Here is a 16,153-nt window from a genome sequence, read left to right as displayed (position 1 = left end):
ACTGTTCAGGCCTTCGTCCATCCAGGTCCATTGCCGCTCATCAGAATTAACAATCATCGGGAAATAAATGTGACCGATTTCATGGATCACCACACCTATCAGAAAACGCTTTTCGGCCTGCGAATAGGTACGACTGCCATCATCCTGCAATTTGGTGCGCGGGCCGTTAAACGTAATCATTGGGTATTCCATACCCCCTACCGGACCATTCACCGATTGCGCCACAGGATAGGGATAATCAAACGAGAAGCGGGAATACACTTCCATGGTATGAACCACGGCTTCAGTGGAATATTTCTGCCATAATTCGCCACCTTCCTTCGGGTAAAATGACATCGCCATCACAAACGGCTGCTCATTGCCTCCCTGCTGATACCCTTTGGCATCCCAGATAAACTTACGCGAAGAGGCCCAGGCAAAGTCGCGCACTTTTTTTGCCTTAAAGTGCCAGGTCTTTGTCTGATCAGTGCCGGCTTTTTCATTTTCCAGTGCTTCCTGTTCCGTCACGATAAATACCGGGCGTTTAGCGGTCTTTGCCTGCGCTAACCGGTTGAGCTGCTCACTGGTTAATACCTTACTACTGTTTTGCAACTCACCGGTTGATGACACGATATGATCGGCCGGTACTGTCAGCTTAACGTCGTAATCGCCGAACTCCAGCGTAAACTCGCCACGGCCTAAAAACTCTTTATTAGTCCAGGCTTCATAATCAGTATAAGCAACTAAGCGCGGAAACCACTGCGCCAGCAGAAAAATATCATTGCCGCCCTCGCGGGCATCATCCGGAAAATGCTCATAACCCGCGCGGGCTGATACCGCATCTTCCTCAACAATATTAAAGGCAAAATCCAGACTGATATCAATTTGCTGGCCTGGCTTTAACGGCTTATCCAAATCGATCCGCATTAAGGTACCAACCTGGGTAACCGGCAATACGTTGCCATTGCTGTTTTTGACATTAGTAATCTGAAAGCCTAATTCATTATCTGCCATAAACTGCTGGCGGCGTAATTCTTCAAGGCTCAGGCGGGCTGTGATCTCGCCATCGCCGACTGAGGTGGCAGGTCCACGGCGGCCGATACCGCCAAAATCGGTGCTCATCTCGGCCATTGAATCATTTTTAAAAATGTTCTGATCCAGATGCAGCCACAGATACTTCAGGGTATAAGGTGAATTATTCTGATAGTTTATCTGCTGGCTGGCACTGAGCCGGCGCCTGGTCTCATCCAGGTATACCTGCATTTTATAATTTACCTGCTGTTGCCAGTACTGCTGGCCCGGCTCACCAGCGGCATTACGGTAGATATTCGGCGTCGGCAGAACAGCGTCTAACTGACGGAATTTATCTTCAAAATCACCTTTGGTCTGACGGATTGCACCGTCTGCAGCAAGGGTGTGACTAAAAAAGATGACCAGCAGACTGAACATAACTAACAAAGGGTGGAAACAGGAACTACGCGACGAAACAGCAGGCATAATAAACAAACTCTCTCATTAAATTAGGCGCTTACAACAAGCGGCCTACAATAGGGAACTTGCTGCTACTGAACAAGCCGCTTCAGCACGGATAATGGTTAATCTGTCGCCAAAAAAAAGCCCCGCTAAATGCGGGGCTTTTGTTAGCTTAATAAGAGGGTGTTAGTCTCTGGGTTTACGGGGTGCCCGCGGAGCAGCGCCGGGACGTGGGCCGGGACCACTTCGTCTGTCACCACCGGTGCTCTGGTTGCCAGCCGCACTGCCGGTATCAATACTGATATTCAGCTTTTGCTTACGCACGTACACTTTTTTCAGATGCTGGAAAATTTCAGCTGGAATATTGGCAGGCAGCTCAACCGTGCTGAAATGATCAAACAGCTTTATGTTACCGATAAACTGGCTGTCGATATTGGCTTCATTAGCGATAGCGCCAACAATATCTCCGGCCCGTACACCATGCTCTTTGCCTACTTCGATGCGATAATTATTGTAATCGCCTTTTATTTCACGTTTTACCCGTGGCCCGCGCTCAGGGCGCTCACCTGCCCGCTCTGGACGATCGCCGCGTTCACGACGTGGCCGCTCTTCGCGCTCCCCCCTGGCATGGGGCTGGCGTAATTCAGGAAATTGTTTTGCCACATTCAGCGGTTGATCTTTCTGAGCCAGATACAATAATGCCGCCGCAAGATCGACGTCAGTCGTCTCCAGCTTTTCGCGCCAGTCTGTTACCAGTTCTGAAAAGAAACTCAGGTTCTGGGTTTCGATGGTCTGGGCCAGTTGTTCACGGAAAGACTCAATACGTCGCTGCTCTATCACCTGGCCGGTTGGCAGAGACATTTGCTCGATGGGTTGCTTGGTAGCATGCTCAATAGTCCGTAATAAGCGGCGCTCCCGTGGCGACACGAATAATATCGCTTTACCTTCACGCCCGGCACGGCCGGTGCGGCCAATCCGGTGGACATAAGCTTCGCTGTCATACGGTATATCGTAGTTTACCACTAAGCTGATCCGCTCTACGTCCAGACCACGTGCGGCAACATCGGTCGCGACAATAATATCAAGCTGGCTGGCTTTCATCCGGCGAATAGTTTGCTCGCGGTGCGCCTGATTCATGTCACCATTCAAACAGGCCACGGCATAACCACGAGCACCCAGTTTTTCGGCAATTTCTTCGGTGGCACTTTTGGTGCGAACAAACACAATGCTGGCATCGTATTCTTCACCTTCCAAAACGCGGGTTAACGCATCAAGCTTCTGGTTCGCGTCAAGCATAACGTAACGCTGAACAATCCGCTCTACCGTACTGGTTTTTGACGCTATTTTAATTTCTTCAGCATTTTTCAGATGTTTCTGTGCAATTGCCCGGATTTGGCTTGGCATGGTAGCGGAAAACATCGCAACCTGACGACCCGGCGGGGTGGCATCCATAATGGTTTGCACGTCATCAATAAAGCCCATTCGTAACATTTCATCAGCTTCATCCAGCACAATAGCGCGCAGTTTATCCAGTTTCAGCGTGCCGCGATCTAAATGATCGAGAATACGGCCAGGCGTACCGACAATAACCTGAGAACCCCGTTTCAGCGATTTCAACTGGTTGGTATAACTCTGACCACCGTATAACGGCAATACATGAAATGCCGGCATATAGCGGGCATAAGCCTGGAATGCTTCAGCGACCTGAATAGCCAGCTCGCGAGTCGGTGCCAGCACCAGAATCTGGGGATCGTTTTGCGCTGGGTCAAGCCGCGCAAGTAAAGGCAGGGCAAAGGCGCCGGTTTTACCGGTTCCGGTTTGCGCCTGGCCCAATACGTCTTCACCAGCTAATAGTTTTGGAATTGCCGCCGCCTGGATAGGCGAAGGTGTTTCATAACCAAGTTCAGTGACCGCTCGTACCAGCGGTTCCGGCAGCATTAGCTGGGAAAAAGACAAAGTTTCAGACATACGTTGTTATAACCTCAATCACACGCAGGCTTATTGGTAAGTGCTATTGTTGTTTTTACCTGGCCTGCAATGCAGTAAAAACACGAAAACGGGCAAAAGACATAGCTTTTCCCGATTTTATTCCAGTAGTATAGCCAAACATTTACCACCCGGAGGATCACCATGATAGAAATCCTCGTTGGCAGCCAAATGGGCGCAGCGGAATATGTGGCAGAACAAGTTGCTGAAACACTGGTACAAGCGGGATATGAAGCATCACTTCATCTTCAACCCGATTTGGATCAGCTAAACCCGACTCACATCTGGTTAGTGATCACATCCACCTATGGCGCAGGAGATCTGCCTGATAATATTCAACCCTTTGCGGATCAATTAGCACAAGATCGGCGGGATCTTACCACACTTTCTTACGCCGTGATCACTTTAGGTGATTCCAGTTACGATACTTTTTGCCAGGCGGGCAGAACACTGAGTACATTACTACAGCAACAGGGGGCAAAACCACTGCTGCCTAATCTGGAAATCGATGTATTGGCCGCTGATTTACCTGAAGATAAGGCATTACAATGGTTACCTGAATTAATTACCAGCATGAAAAAAGGCGGGTGAAAAACACCCGCCAAAACACAAGTATCTCAGGAAGAACAGTATAACCCGTCTCTGCTCCCGGTTGACCTTTGCAATAAACTCAACCGGGCACCACTGTATCGATACCAGCTGCCGACTGCTTGATAAAACCTTGATAAAACCCTGATAAATTCAGGATGAGTACCGGCACGGACTAATTGCCAACTTTAACCTTACCCCCAAGTTATCAACATAGTTTCAATAAAAAAATTCACCATGTGTATAAAAGTAGTTTTATCCGGTTATTAACCTGTACTTACACACTTTATAAAAAAAATATCAGGCTTGCCTGTGCATAAGTAGGCTAGTTGTCCACCTGTTTAAACACAGTTGATCCAACCTTGATCACAGGATCAGATCCTATCTAACATATTGATCCTGACTTGTAATAATCCCTTATCCACCGAAAATACTCTGCTTAGTAGTAATAACATTAAAAAGATCTTTAAATAGATCTTATATATATTTAAGCGATCCGGAAGTGCTTTAGCCGTTTCACAAGTGCCAGGATCGCGCTACAATATGCGCCCTGTTTTAAAATGCCAGTCTGGCCGGAGTTGACGCAGTTATGTTGTATCAAGAAACTTTTGATGTGATCGTTGTCGGTGGCGGCCATGCTGGTACCGAAGCTGCACTCGCTGCTGCCCGTATGGGTTTGGCAACTCTGTTGCTGACCCATAATGTTGAAACTTTGGGTCAGATGTCATGCAACCCTGCTATTGGTGGTATAGGAAAAGGCCATCTGGTAAAAGAGATTGATGCGCTTGGTGGTGCTATGGCCATCGCTGCTGATAAGGGTGGGATCCAGTTTCGAACCCTGAACAGTTCTAAAGGCCCCGCTGTACGTGCCACACGCGCTCAGGCAGATCGGCAATTATACCGGGCAGCCATCAGGCAGATCCTGGAAAACCAGCCTAATTTGCGGATATTTCAGCAAGCCTGTGATGATCTGATTGTCGAAAATGATCAGGTTGTCGGTGTCGTAACTCAAATGGGCTTAAAGTTCCGGGCAAAAGCCGTTGTGTTGACAGTCGGCACCTTTTTAGGCGGGCAGATCCATATTGGTTTAGAGCAGTTTTCCGGCGGCAGAGCAGGCGACCCGCCGTCAATTGCCTTAGCAAGGCGCTTAAGAGAATTGCCGTTTCGGGTTGACCGTTTAAAAACCGGCACACCACCAAGAATTGATGCCAGAACCGTTGATTTTTCAGTGATGCAGGCCCAGCCTGGTGATAACCCGACCCCGGTATTTTCTTTTATAGGCAAGCAGGCAGATCACCCGGCACAAATACCTTGCTATATCACCTATACCAATGACCAGACCCATCAGGTGATCCGCGATAACCTGGATCGTTCGCCAATGTACACCGGTGTGATAGAAGGGGTGGGTCCCCGTTACTGCCCGTCTATCGAAGACAAGGTAATGCGTTTTGCCGATAAAGATAAGCATCAGATTTTTATTGAACCTGAAGGTTTAACAACCCATGAGTTGTATCCAAATGGTATTTCCACCAGTTTGCCATTTGATGTCCAGTTATCGATAGTACGTTCGATAAAAGGTATGGAGAATGCGCATATCACCCGGCCGGGTTATGCCATTGAATATGATTTTTTTGATCCCCGGGATCTGACCAGTTCACTGCAAACCAGGTTTATTAAAGGCCTGTTTTTTGCCGGCCAGATAAACGGCACTACCGGCTATGAAGAAGCAGGTGCCCAGGGTTTGCTGGCAGGGTTAAATGCGGCACTGTTTGCGACTGAACGTGACGCCTGGGCGCCAAGCCGTGATCAGGCGTACTTAGGTGTCCTGGTAGATGATTTGACGACACAGGGCACTAAAGAGCCGTACCGGATGTTTACCAGCCGGGCTGAATATCGTTTATTACTGCGGGAAGATAATGCAGACGCGCGATTGACGGCTAAAGGCCGGGAATTAGGGCTGGTAGATGATATCCGCTGGCAGGCATTCAGTGAAAAAATGGAACAAATTGAGCTGGAACGCCAGCGGTTACGCCAGAGTTGGATCCATCCGCAACATGCAGCATTAACAGCCGTTAACCAGTTGCTTAAAACCCCACTTAGCCGGGAGGCTAACTTAGAGGAACTGGTACGCCGCCCGGAAATAACCTATCAACAGTTAATGCAAATTACTGATTTGGGCCCGGCGCTGGCCGATCCGATAGCAGCTGAACAGGTTGAGATCCAGATTAAATACGAAGGCTATATTAATCGGCAGCAAGATGAAATTGCCAAACAACAGCGTAATGAAGCCACTAAATTACCTGATTCGTTTGATTACAGCTCGGTTAAAGGTTTGTCCAATGAAGTTATTATGAAATTAAATCAGAGCCAACCGGCAACAGTAGGTCAGGCTTCGAGGATCTCTGGTATTACCCCGGCGGCAATTTCTTTATTGCTGGTTTATCTGAAAAAGCAGGGCTTACTGCGTAAATCAGCCTAAGCTGGCGGCATTATGTCTGAAAGGATCAGTATGCTTGAGAAATTACAGCAACTGCTGGCGCAAACCAAGTTGCAGCTGACCAATGCGCAGTTGCAACAATGTCTGGATTACGTTCAGCTGCTGCACAAATGGAACAGTGCCTATAATTTGACCTCCGTGCGTGCCCCGGCAGAAATGCTGGTAAAACATGTAATGGACAGTCTGGTGATTGCCCCTTATTTAGAGGGCACTCATTTTATTGATGTCGGCACCGGCCCGGGTTTGCCAGGGGTGTTACTGGCCATTTACTATCCGGATAAACACTTTACCCTGCTCGACAGTCTGGGCAAACGTATTCGCTTTTTAAACCAGGTAAAGCTGCAACTGGGCCTGACTAATATTCAGCCGGTGCAAAGCCGGGTTGAACAACATCAACCCGCAACCCTGTATGATGGCGTTATCAGCCGGGCTTTTGCTTCCACCCATGATATGCTGCAGTGGTGCCGCCATCTGCCGGCAGCAAACGGTCATTTCTACGCGATGAAAGGCGCTGCGGTGCAAGAAGAAATTGCAGCTTTGCCGGATTTTGTTAAAGTAAGCGCAGTTATACCATTGCAGGTACCAGAACTTGATGCCAGCCGGCATCTGGTTATTATGACCAGCGCTTAACCGTAATGAGGGAGCCTTGTGGGTAAAATTATCGCCATTGCCAACCAGAAAGGTGGAGTAGGCAAAACCACCACAGCTGTTAATTTAGCAGCGTCAATGGCGGCTACCAAACGTAAGGTTTTGCTAATTGACCTCGACCCCCAGGGCAATGCCACTATGGGCAGTGGCGTCGATAAGTATGAAGTGCATGCCACCGCTTACGAATTGCTGATAGATCAGAAACCATTACCTGAAGTCATCATCAAAGAAACCAGTGGTGGCTATCATCTGGTCGCGGCCAACTCAGATGTTACCGCAGCGGAAGTCAGATTGATGGACGTGTTTGCCCGTGAGTTGCGCTTACGTACCGCATTAAAAGATTACCGCAGCAGTTATGATTTTATCTTTATTGACTGCCCTCCCTCGTTAAATATGTTAACAGTAAACGCGATGGCGGCTGCCGATACCGTACTGGTGCCGATGCAGTGCGAGTATTTTGCACTGGAAGGCCTGACTGCGCTGGTTGATACCATTAATAAGCTGGCAGCAGTAATTAATGCCGATCTGAAAATTGAGGGGATTCTGCGCACGATGTACGATCCCCGTAACCGGCTGGCTAACGATGTTTCAGAGCAACTGAAGCAACACTTTGGTGATAAGGTTTACCGGGCTGTCATTCCACGGAATGTCCGGCTGGCAGAAGCACCCAGTTTTGGCACGCCGGTGATGTATTATGATAAAAACTCCACCGGTGCCAAAGCCTATCTGGCGCTGGCCGGCGAAATTCTGCGGCGTTCCGAGAAAAAAACCAGTGGCAAAGCCACCACAGCATAACCACGATAAGTTAAAGGATATTTTTGCGCATGGCGGTTAAAAAACGCGGTTTAGGCCGGGGATTAGATGCTTTACTTACCTCGAATAAAACGTCAGAGCAGAATCATGCTAACCCGCAGTCAGCAGAGCTGCAGAAATTGCCGGTTGAATTTTTACGACCCGGCAAATATCAGCCACGAAAAGACATGTCGCAGGATGCGCTGGAAGATCTGGCCAGTTCAATCCGGGCTCAGGGCGTTATTCAGCCAATAGTGGTCAGAGCGGTTGCTGACAACAGTTACGAAATTATTGCCGGTGAGAGGCGCTGGCGTGCTGCCCAGCTGGCACGCCTTGCTGAAGTGCCTTGCCTGATAAAAAATGTGCCGGACGAAGCCGCTGTCGCGATAGCGTTAATAGAAAACATTCAACGCGAAGATCTTAATGCAATGGAAGAAGCCGTTGCGCTGGAACGCTTACTAACGGAATTTGAATTAACCCATCAGCAAGTCGCCGATGCTGTCGGTAAGTCCCGCGCTACTGTAACAAACTTACTGCGCTTAAATGCCCTGAACGATGATGTAAAAGTATTACTGGAGCATGGTGATATTGAGATGGGTCATGCCAGAGCGCTGTTAGCATTAACCGATGACAATCAGTCGGATACTGCCCGCTTGGTCGCCCACAAACAATTAACGGTCCGTGAAACAGAAAGTCTGGTCCGGCGCATTCTTGAGCCCAAAGCGCCGGCAGCGCCAAAAGCAAAAGACCCGGACGTTGATGCGCTGGAACAGCGGTTAAGTGAGCGCTTTGCCGCACCGGTGCAGATTATGTACAACAAGAAAGGTAAAGGCAATCTGGTCATTAATTACAGCAGCCTGGCCGAGCTCGACGGTATTTTAGCCAAAATGCAGTTAACTGAGCCTGATTAAGCATTTTATTTCTCAAAGTTATGGACAAGCCGCCGTCAAAACCGCTTTTTGTTGCAAATCGGGGGCAAATAAGTATACTTTCGCAAGTTTTTTCTACCCCTGCACGGGCTATTACAATGAGGGGTACAGTGGCAGAAAATATTGCAACCGAGACCAGAAAATCAGCGTATTACGCGGTGCTGGCTCAGGTCGTTGTCGCCGGTATTATTGCACTGGCTTTTTTTTTGCTGACAGACAGCACAGCAGCTAAATCGGCATTTAAAGGCGGCTTAGCGGCAGCGGTACCGAATTTTGTATTTGCTTTTTTTGCGTTTCGCTACAGCGGCGCAGATCAGGCACAACGGGTGGCGGCGGCGTTGATGCGCGGCCACAGCTTAAAAATATTGTTAACTGTTATACTGTGCGCAGTCGTGTTACAACAGGAGCATTTAGTACCAGAGGCGTTTATTACTGGTTTCCTGATCACCCTACTGACACAGTGGACAGCACCGTTTTTCTTTAAACATTAAACTATTGGGATGAAACATGGCTGCAGGTGAAGAGTTAACACTGTCTAGCCATATTCAGCACCACCTTACTAACGCAAAGATGTGTACTGTTGATGGCAGTGTCGCATTTAACAAAGCGTGTAGCGAGGCCGGGTTCTGGACATGGCATGTCGATACCTTAGCGTGGTCTATTGGCCTGGGGATCTTATTCTTATGGATATTCCGCAGCGTGGCAAATAAAGCTACGGTAGGGGTGCCGGGGAAACTTCAGTGCTTTGTGGAAATGGTGGTCGAGTTTGTGGCCGCTAACGTCAAAGACACCTACCACGGTAGAAGTAAATTAATTGCACCACTGGCACTGACTATTTTTGTCTGGGTGTTTTTAATGAACCTGATGGACTTAGTGCCGGTAGACTTCCTGCCTGCTTTTGCTGGTTTTGTCGGTGAAACCGCTTTTGGCATGGACTCGCATGATGTCTATATGAAAATCGTACCGACCACAGATATTAATATGACTGCCGCACTGGCCGTCGGTGTATTTTTACTGATGATTGGTTACTCAATCCGGATTAAGGGTGTACTGGGCTTTATTAAAGAACTGACATTACATCCTTTCAGCACCAAGAATATCCCACTGCAGATTTTACTGATCCCGTTCAACTTATTACTGGAACTGATTGCACTGGTGGCGAAGCCATTTTCACTGGCGCTGCGGTTATTCGGTAACCTGTATGCCGGTGAAATGATCTTTATCCTGATCGGTGCTATTGGTCTGGCGCAGCTGCCACTGCACTTCGTCTGGGCCGTGTTCCATATTCTGGTCATTGTTTTGCAGGCGTTCGTGTTTATGATGCTGACCATTGTTTACTTAAGTATGGCCAGTTCAGATAACCATTAATTTTTACTTTAACTTTAACTTTAACTATAGAAATATCGGAGATAAAAATGGAAATTGCAGTAGCTATTAAATTAATCGCTGTAGCGTTGTTAATCGGTTTTGGTGCTATCGGTACTGCACTGGGTTTCGGTAACATGGGTGGTAAGTTCCTGGAAGCTTGTGCCCGTCAGCCTGAACTGGCCCCTTCACTGCAAGTTAAAATGTTCATCCTTGCTGGTCTTATCGATGCCGTAGCTATGATCGGTGTTGGTATCGCTATGTACATGTTGTTCGCAATGTAATTGAAGGTTTTTGTTAATCGAACAACTGACTAAAAGGAGGAGCAGACGTGAACTTAAACGCCACTCTGCTGGGTGAATTAATCGCTTTTACCGTCTTTGTACTTTTTTGTATGAAGTTTGTATGGCCGCCACTGATGAATGCTATCGAAGCGCGCCAGCAAAAAATTGCAGACGGTTTAGCTGCTTCTGATCGGGCTGAAAAAGACCTGGCAATGGCCCAGGATAAAGCCAAAGATCAGTTAAAAGATGCTAAAGCGCAGGCAGCTGAAATTATTGAGCAAGCCAGAAAACGCGAAGCGAAGATGATTGAAGAAGCGGCCCAGAAAGCGAATGCTGAGCGGGAAAATATTCTGGCCCAGACGAAAGCTGAAGTTGAAGCGGAACGCAATCGTTTACGTGAAGATTTACGCAAGCAGGTTGCTGCTCTGGCGGTAGCCGGTGCAGAACGTATTCTGCAACGTTCTATCGACGAAGCTGCTCACAGCGACATTCTGGAAAAACTGGTACAAGAACTGTAATGGGGATGAGCTATGTCTGATTTGACGAATATTGCTCGTCCGTACGCCAGGGCAGCTTTCGATTTTGCCGTAGAGCAAAATGCGTTGGATGCCTGGTTGCAGATGCTGACGTTTGCTGCGCAGGTTGCAGAAAACGAGCAGGTTGCAGCTTTATTGCGTACTTCTGGTGTTGCTGAAAAGCAAGCCGACCTGTTTCTTCAGGTTTGTGGTGAGCAACTCAACGAGCACGGTCAGAACTTTATAAAAGTAATGGCTGAAAATCATCGCTTGTTGGCGTTGCCTGAAGTGTTGGATGCTTTTGTTGAGCACAAAGCGGCGTATGAAAAAGAGATCACCGTAGACGTGATTTCTGCTACTGCCCTGAATAAAGCTCAACAAGACAAGCTGATAGCTGCATTATCGCAACGTTTGGCACGCAAAGTTAAATTGAACTGTAGCGTCAATTCTGACATGGTCGGCGGCATGCTGATCAAAGCAGGTGACATGGTTATAGATGGCTCGGTCCGCGGTAAGCTGGATCGTTTAGCAACTGCGCTGCAGTCGTAATTGGGGAATAGAGTATGCAACTGAATTCCACTGAAATTTCAGAACTGATCAAAAGTCGTATTGCTCAGTTTGAAGTGGTCAGTGAAGCTCGTAACGAAGGTACTATCGTCCAGGTAACTGACGGTATTATCCGGATTAATGGCCTTGCTGATTGTATGCAAGGTGAGATGATCGAGCTTCCTGGCAATCGTTATGCTATCGCGCTTAACTTAGAGCGCAATTCTGTTGGTGCCGTGGTAATGGGTCCGTATGCGGACTTAACCGAAGGTACCAAAGTAAAAAGTACCGGCCGTATTCTGGAAGTACCGGTAGGCCCACAGCTGTTAGGCCGGGTGGTTAACACCTTAGGTGCGCCTATTGATGGTAAAGGCCCGATTGATGCTGCAGGTTTTGCCCCGGTAGAAAAAATTGCCCCTGGCGTAATCGACCGTCAGTCAGTCGACCAGCCAATGCAAACCGGTTATAAATCCGTTGATGCCATGATCCCTATCGGTCGTGGTCAGCGTGAATTGTTAATCGGTGACCGTCAGACCGGTAAATCTGCATTAGCCATTGATGCCATTATCAATCAGAAAAACACTGGTATTAAATGTGTTTACGTGGCGATTGGTCAGAAAGCCTCTACCATTGCTAACGTGGTACGCAAGCTGGAAGAGCACGGCGCCTTGTCAAATACTATCGTTGTTGTTGCATCTGCTTCTGAAGCCGCTGCGCTGCAATATCTGGCACCGTATTCTGGCTGTACCATGGGCGAATACTTCCGTGACCGCGGCGAAGATGCGCTGATTGTCTATGATGATTTGTCAAAGCAAGCTGTTGCTTACCGGCAGATCTCGTTACTGTTACGTCGTCCACCAGGCCGGGAAGCTTACCCGGGTGATGTATTTTATCTTCACTCACGTCTGCTGGAGCGGGCATCACGGGTTAATGCCGACTATGTTGAGCGTTTAACCAATGGTGAAGTAAAAGGTAAGACCGGTTCTTTAACCGCGCTGCCGATTATTGAAACTCAGGCCGGTGACGTATCTGCCTTCGTACCGACTAACGTAATTTCGATTACCGATGGTCAGATTTTCTTAGAATCTGATTTATTTAACGCCGGTATTCGTCCTCCTGTTAACGCCGGTATCTCGGTATCACGGGTGGGTGGTGCAGCGCAAACCAAGATCATCAAGAAATTAGGTGGTGGTATTCGTCTGGCTTTAGCGCAGTACTCTGAACTGGCGGCATTTGCCCAGTTTGCGTCTGACCTGGATGAAGCAACCCGCGCCCAGTTAGAGCACGGTCAGAAGGTTACTGAGCTGATGAAACAGCCACAGTACAGTCCGATGAGCGTCGCTGAGATGGGTGTGTCTATTTTCGCTATCGAAAAAGGTTTTCTGAAAGATGTTGAAGTAGCCAAAATCCTGGATTTTGAAGCTGCTTTACTAAGCTATATGAAAGCCGAGCACACTGAGCTGATGACTGAAATTGCGAAAACCGGTAACTACAACGATCAAATCGAGTCGTCGCTAAAAGCGGCCATTGAGAAGTTTAAAGCAACTCAGACTTGGTAAATTACGCGGGTGGCAATATAGCCACCCCCGTTCGTTGAATGAAACGGAGATACAGTCATGGCCGGTGGTAAAGAGATAAAAAGTAAGATCGCGAGTATTAACAATACCCGTAAGATCACCAGTGCTATGGAAAAAGTTGCGGTCAGCAAAATGCGCAAAGCGCAGGAGCGCGTAGCTGCAACCCGCCCATACGCTGAAGGTATGCGCAAAGTAATCGGTAATATTGCTCAGGGCAACATCGAATACCGTCATCCGTATTTATCGGAGCGTGACGTTAAACGGGTTGGCTACATTATTATTTCAACCGATCGTGGCCTTTGCGGTGGCTTGAATACCAACGAGTTTAAGAAAGTTGTGCTGGAAATGAAAAGCTGGAAAAACCAGAATGTGGAAGCAGAGTTCGCCGTTATCGGCAACAAAGCCACTACATTCTTTAAGCGTTTTGGCGGCAAAGTAGTAGCGCAACAGTCGGGTTCAGGCGACGTACCACGTTTGGCTGACGTGATTGGTTCGGTAAAGGTAATGCTGCAAGCATACCTTGATGGCCGGATTGACCGCTTATTCCTGGTATATAACACTTTTGTGAATACCATGAAGCAAGAGCCAGTGATCGATCAACTCTTACCTTTGCCCCAAACAGAAGTTTCGCCAAAAGAGCATAACTGGGATTACCTGTACGAGCCCGATCCACAACCTATTTTAGATATGTTGCTGGACCGCTACATCGAGTCACAGGTGTATCAGGGTGTTGTTGAAAACGCTGCCAGTGAGCATGCAGCGCGGATGGTGGCAATGAAAGCCGCTACCGACAACGCCGGTAATTTAATGGATGACCTGAAGCTGGTATATAACAAAGCACGTCAGGCCGCTATTACCCAGGAGCTTAGCGAAATTGTCGCAGGTGCGGCAGCTGTAGGCTAAGGTGAACAGTTTTGAGAAATTTGAGGAAACATCATGAGTCAAGGTAAGGTCGTCCAAATCATTGGCGCCGTTGTGGATATCGATTTTCCACAAGAAGCGGTACCTAGCATCTATGACGCGTTAAACGTGACTGACGGTGATCTGGCTGGGTTAGTGCTGGAAGTGCAGCAACAGCTGGGTGGCGGTACAGTTCGTACTATCGCAATGGGTACCACTGACGGGTTACGTCGTGGCACTCCAGTTGGAAATTCAGGCAAAGCGATTCAGGTGCCAGTCGGTAAAGCGACCTTAGGTCGTATTATGGACGTATTAGGCAACCCGATTGATGAAGCCGGTCCTATCGGTGAAGATGAGCGCTGGTCAATCCACCGTGCGGCACCTTCATACGAAGAGCAGGCAACGTCTAACGCCCTGCTAGAAACCGGTATTAAAGTTATCGACTTGGTTTGCCCGTTTGCTAAAGGTGGTAAAGTGGGTCTGTTCGGTGGTGCCGGTGTCGGTAAAACCGTAAACATGATGGAATTAATCCGGAACATCGCGATCGAGCACAGCGGCTACTCAGTATTCGCCGGTGTCGGTGAACGGACCCGGGAAGGTAACGATTTCTATCATGAAATGAAAGACTCTAACGTACTGGATAAGGTATCGTTAGTGTATGGTCAGATGAACGAGCCACCAGGTAACCGTTTACGCGTCGCGTTAACCGGCTTAACCATGGCAGAGAAGTTCCGCGAAGAAGGTCGTGACGTACTGTTTTTCGTAGATAACATCTATCGTTACACCCTGGCCGGTACTGAAGTATCAGCACTGTTAGGCCGGATGCCATCAGCGGTAGGTTATCAGCCGACCCTGGCAGAGGAAATGGGTAAACTGCAAGAGCGGATTACCTCAACCAAAACCGGTTCAATCACCTCAATTCAGGCGGTTTACGTGCCTGCGGATGACTTAACCGATCCGTCACCAGCGACCACATTCTCGCACTTAGATGCGACAGTGGTACTGAGCCGGAACATTGCGTCACTGGGTATTTACCCGGCGATCGACCCGCTGGACTCTACCTCACGCCAGTTAGATCCGCTGGTTATCGGTAAAGAGCATTATGATGTGGCTCGTGGCGTGCAAACGGTACTGCAGCGTTACAAAGAACTGAAAGACATTATCGCCATCTTAGGTATGGACGAGCTGTCTGATGAAGACCGGACCTTAGTTTACCGTGCGCGGAAAATTCAGCGGTTCCTGTCTCAGCCGTTCTTCGTTGCTGAAGTATTTACCGGCTCACCTGGTAAGTATGTACCGCTGAAAGAAACTATCCGTGGATTTAAAGGTATTCTGGAAGGTGAATATGATCACATGCCAGAGCAGGCTTTCTACATGGTAGGCTCTATCGACGAAGCGATCGAAAAAGCGAAAAAGCTTTAAGCAAACAGGCTTTAGGAGAGCGAAATGGCGATGACAGTGCAACTGGATGTAGTAAGTGCTGAAGAGAAAATTTTCTCTGGCCTTGTCGAGTCCGTGCAGGTCACAGGCAGTGAGGGCGAGTTAGGTATTTTACCTTTTCACGCCCCGTTACTGACTCCTCTGAAACCTGGCATGGTCCGTATCGTGAAGCAGTTCGGTGAAGAGCACGTAATTTATGTTGCCGGTGGCGTACTTGAAGTACAACCCGACAGCATAACTGTGCTGGCCGATGTCGCGGTACGCGGCGAAGACTTAGACGAGCAGGCGGCATTAGATGCCCAGAAACGGGCAACTGAAGCAATGCAACACGCCGGTGCAGATTTCAATTATGCTGAAGCAGCAGCGCAACTGGCTGAAGCCATTGCCCAGCTGCGGGTTATACAGAAACTGCGCAAAAAGTAAGTTTGGGTTCCGAAATAAAAAGCCACCGTAAGGTGGCTTTTTTTATTGCTGCATAGTCCCGTTAATGAGCAGCTGTGGTCTGCCACTGGATAAACTCGAGCGCCAGCTCGGGGGTAACAAAGACGGTTGCATACAAATTGTCAGGATTATGCGGATCCGGATGGAGCGCCATCAGTTTATAAGGTAGCTGGCTGTGCCGGATGTCGCCGGT

General features: G+C 48.4%; 16 protein-coding genes. 14 read left to right on the top strand and 2 right to left on the bottom strand.

The window, feature by feature from the left end; all coding sequences use genetic code 11:
* Positions 1-1,437: M1 family metallopeptidase (locus R3177_RS07295; RefSeq protein WP_318970385.1), on the bottom strand; the 1,437-nt coding region annotated here is incomplete at its 3' end.
* A gap of 201 nt (positions 1,438-1,638) precedes the next feature.
* Positions 1,639-3,420 (bottom strand): DEAD/DEAH box helicase, encoded by a 1,782-nt coding sequence (locus R3177_RS07290; RefSeq protein WP_318970384.1) that lies wholly within the window; start codon positions 3,418-3,420, stop codon positions 1,639-1,641.
* A gap of 162 nt (positions 3,421-3,582) precedes the next feature.
* Here R3177_RS07290 and mioC point away from each other — a divergent pair, with 162 nt between their 5' ends.
* The 14 genes from mioC (at position 3,583) to R3177_RS07220 (ending at position 15,942) form a co-directional block, all read left to right on the top strand.
* Positions 3,583-4,029 (top strand): FMN-binding protein MioC, encoded by a 447-nt coding sequence (gene mioC, locus R3177_RS07285; RefSeq protein ID WP_318970383.1) that lies wholly within the window; start codon positions 3,583-3,585, stop codon positions 4,027-4,029.
* A 586-nt stretch (positions 4,030-4,615) separates the two neighbouring features.
* Complete coding sequence (gene mnmG, locus R3177_RS07280; protein ID WP_318970382.1) at positions 4,616-6,505, top strand: tRNA uridine-5-carboxymethylaminomethyl(34) synthesis enzyme MnmG; 1,890 nt, start codon at positions 4,616-4,618, stop codon at positions 6,503-6,505.
* 12 nt (positions 6,506-6,517) lie between these two features.
* Positions 6,518-7,153, top strand: coding sequence for a 16S rRNA (guanine(527)-N(7))-methyltransferase RsmG (gene rsmG / locus R3177_RS07275; protein WP_318970381.1), 636 nt, complete (start codon positions 6,518-6,520; stop codon positions 7,151-7,153).
* A gap of 18 nt (positions 7,154-7,171) precedes the next feature.
* The gene (locus R3177_RS07270) at positions 7,172-7,966 is read left to right on the top strand and encodes a ParA family protein (protein WP_318970380.1); all 795 of its coding nucleotides are present in this window, start codon (positions 7,172-7,174) and stop codon (positions 7,964-7,966) included.
* Between the two features lie 29 nt (positions 7,967-7,995).
* Positions 7,996-8,874, top strand: a complete 879-nt coding sequence (locus R3177_RS07265) for a ParB/RepB/Spo0J family partition protein (RefSeq protein ID WP_318970379.1) — start codon at positions 7,996-7,998, stop codon at positions 8,872-8,874.
* A gap of 128 nt (positions 8,875-9,002) precedes the next feature.
* Positions 9,003-9,383 (top strand): ATP synthase subunit I, encoded by a 381-nt coding sequence (locus R3177_RS07260; RefSeq protein WP_318970378.1) that lies wholly within the window; start codon positions 9,003-9,005, stop codon positions 9,381-9,383.
* A gap of 16 nt (positions 9,384-9,399) precedes the next feature.
* On the top strand, positions 9,400-10,260 hold the full coding sequence (atpB, locus tag R3177_RS07255; protein ID WP_318970377.1) for a F0F1 ATP synthase subunit A: 861 nt from the start codon (positions 9,400-9,402) through the stop codon (positions 10,258-10,260).
* A 47-nt stretch (positions 10,261-10,307) separates the two neighbouring features.
* On the top strand, positions 10,308-10,541 hold the full coding sequence (gene atpE / locus R3177_RS07250; protein WP_062483651.1) for a F0F1 ATP synthase subunit C: 234 nt from the start codon (positions 10,308-10,310) through the stop codon (positions 10,539-10,541).
* Between the two features lie 47 nt (positions 10,542-10,588).
* Positions 10,589-11,059 carry a F0F1 ATP synthase subunit B gene (gene atpF, locus R3177_RS07245; RefSeq protein ID WP_318970376.1) on the top strand — a complete coding sequence of 157 codons (471 nt, stop codon included), beginning with the start codon at positions 10,589-10,591 and terminating at the stop codon, positions 11,057-11,059.
* A gap of 12 nt (positions 11,060-11,071) precedes the next feature.
* Positions 11,072-11,605, top strand: a complete 534-nt coding sequence (atpH, locus tag R3177_RS07240) for a F0F1 ATP synthase subunit delta (RefSeq protein ID WP_318970375.1) — start codon at positions 11,072-11,074, stop codon at positions 11,603-11,605.
* 14 nt (positions 11,606-11,619) lie between these two features.
* Positions 11,620-13,161: a F0F1 ATP synthase subunit alpha gene (gene atpA, locus R3177_RS07235; RefSeq protein ID WP_318970374.1), complete on the top strand. Its 1,542-nt coding sequence runs from the start codon at positions 11,620-11,622 to the stop codon at positions 13,159-13,161.
* A 57-nt stretch (positions 13,162-13,218) separates the two neighbouring features.
* Entirely contained in the window at positions 13,219-14,082 is an 864-nt protein-coding gene (gene atpG / locus R3177_RS07230) for a F0F1 ATP synthase subunit gamma (protein WP_318970373.1), read from the top strand.
* Positions 14,083-14,115: 33 nt separating this feature from the next.
* The gene (atpD, locus tag R3177_RS07225) at positions 14,116-15,501 is read left to right on the top strand and encodes a F0F1 ATP synthase subunit beta (RefSeq protein ID WP_318970372.1); all 1,386 of its coding nucleotides are present in this window, start codon (positions 14,116-14,118) and stop codon (positions 15,499-15,501) included.
* Between the two features lie 24 nt (positions 15,502-15,525).
* Positions 15,526-15,942 carry a F0F1 ATP synthase subunit epsilon gene (locus tag R3177_RS07220; protein ID WP_019676211.1) on the top strand — a complete coding sequence of 139 codons (417 nt, stop codon included), beginning with the start codon at positions 15,526-15,528 and terminating at the stop codon, positions 15,940-15,942.
* Positions 15,943-16,153: the final 211 nt, after the last annotated feature.

The sequence above is a fragment of the Arsukibacterium sp. genome, from assembly GCF_033722355.1.
Classification (GTDB): domain Bacteria; phylum Pseudomonadota; class Gammaproteobacteria; order Enterobacterales; family Alteromonadaceae; genus Alishewanella.
The sequence above is the reverse complement of the archived record's forward strand: the minus strand, read 5'-3'. Positions and strand labels throughout refer to the sequence as shown.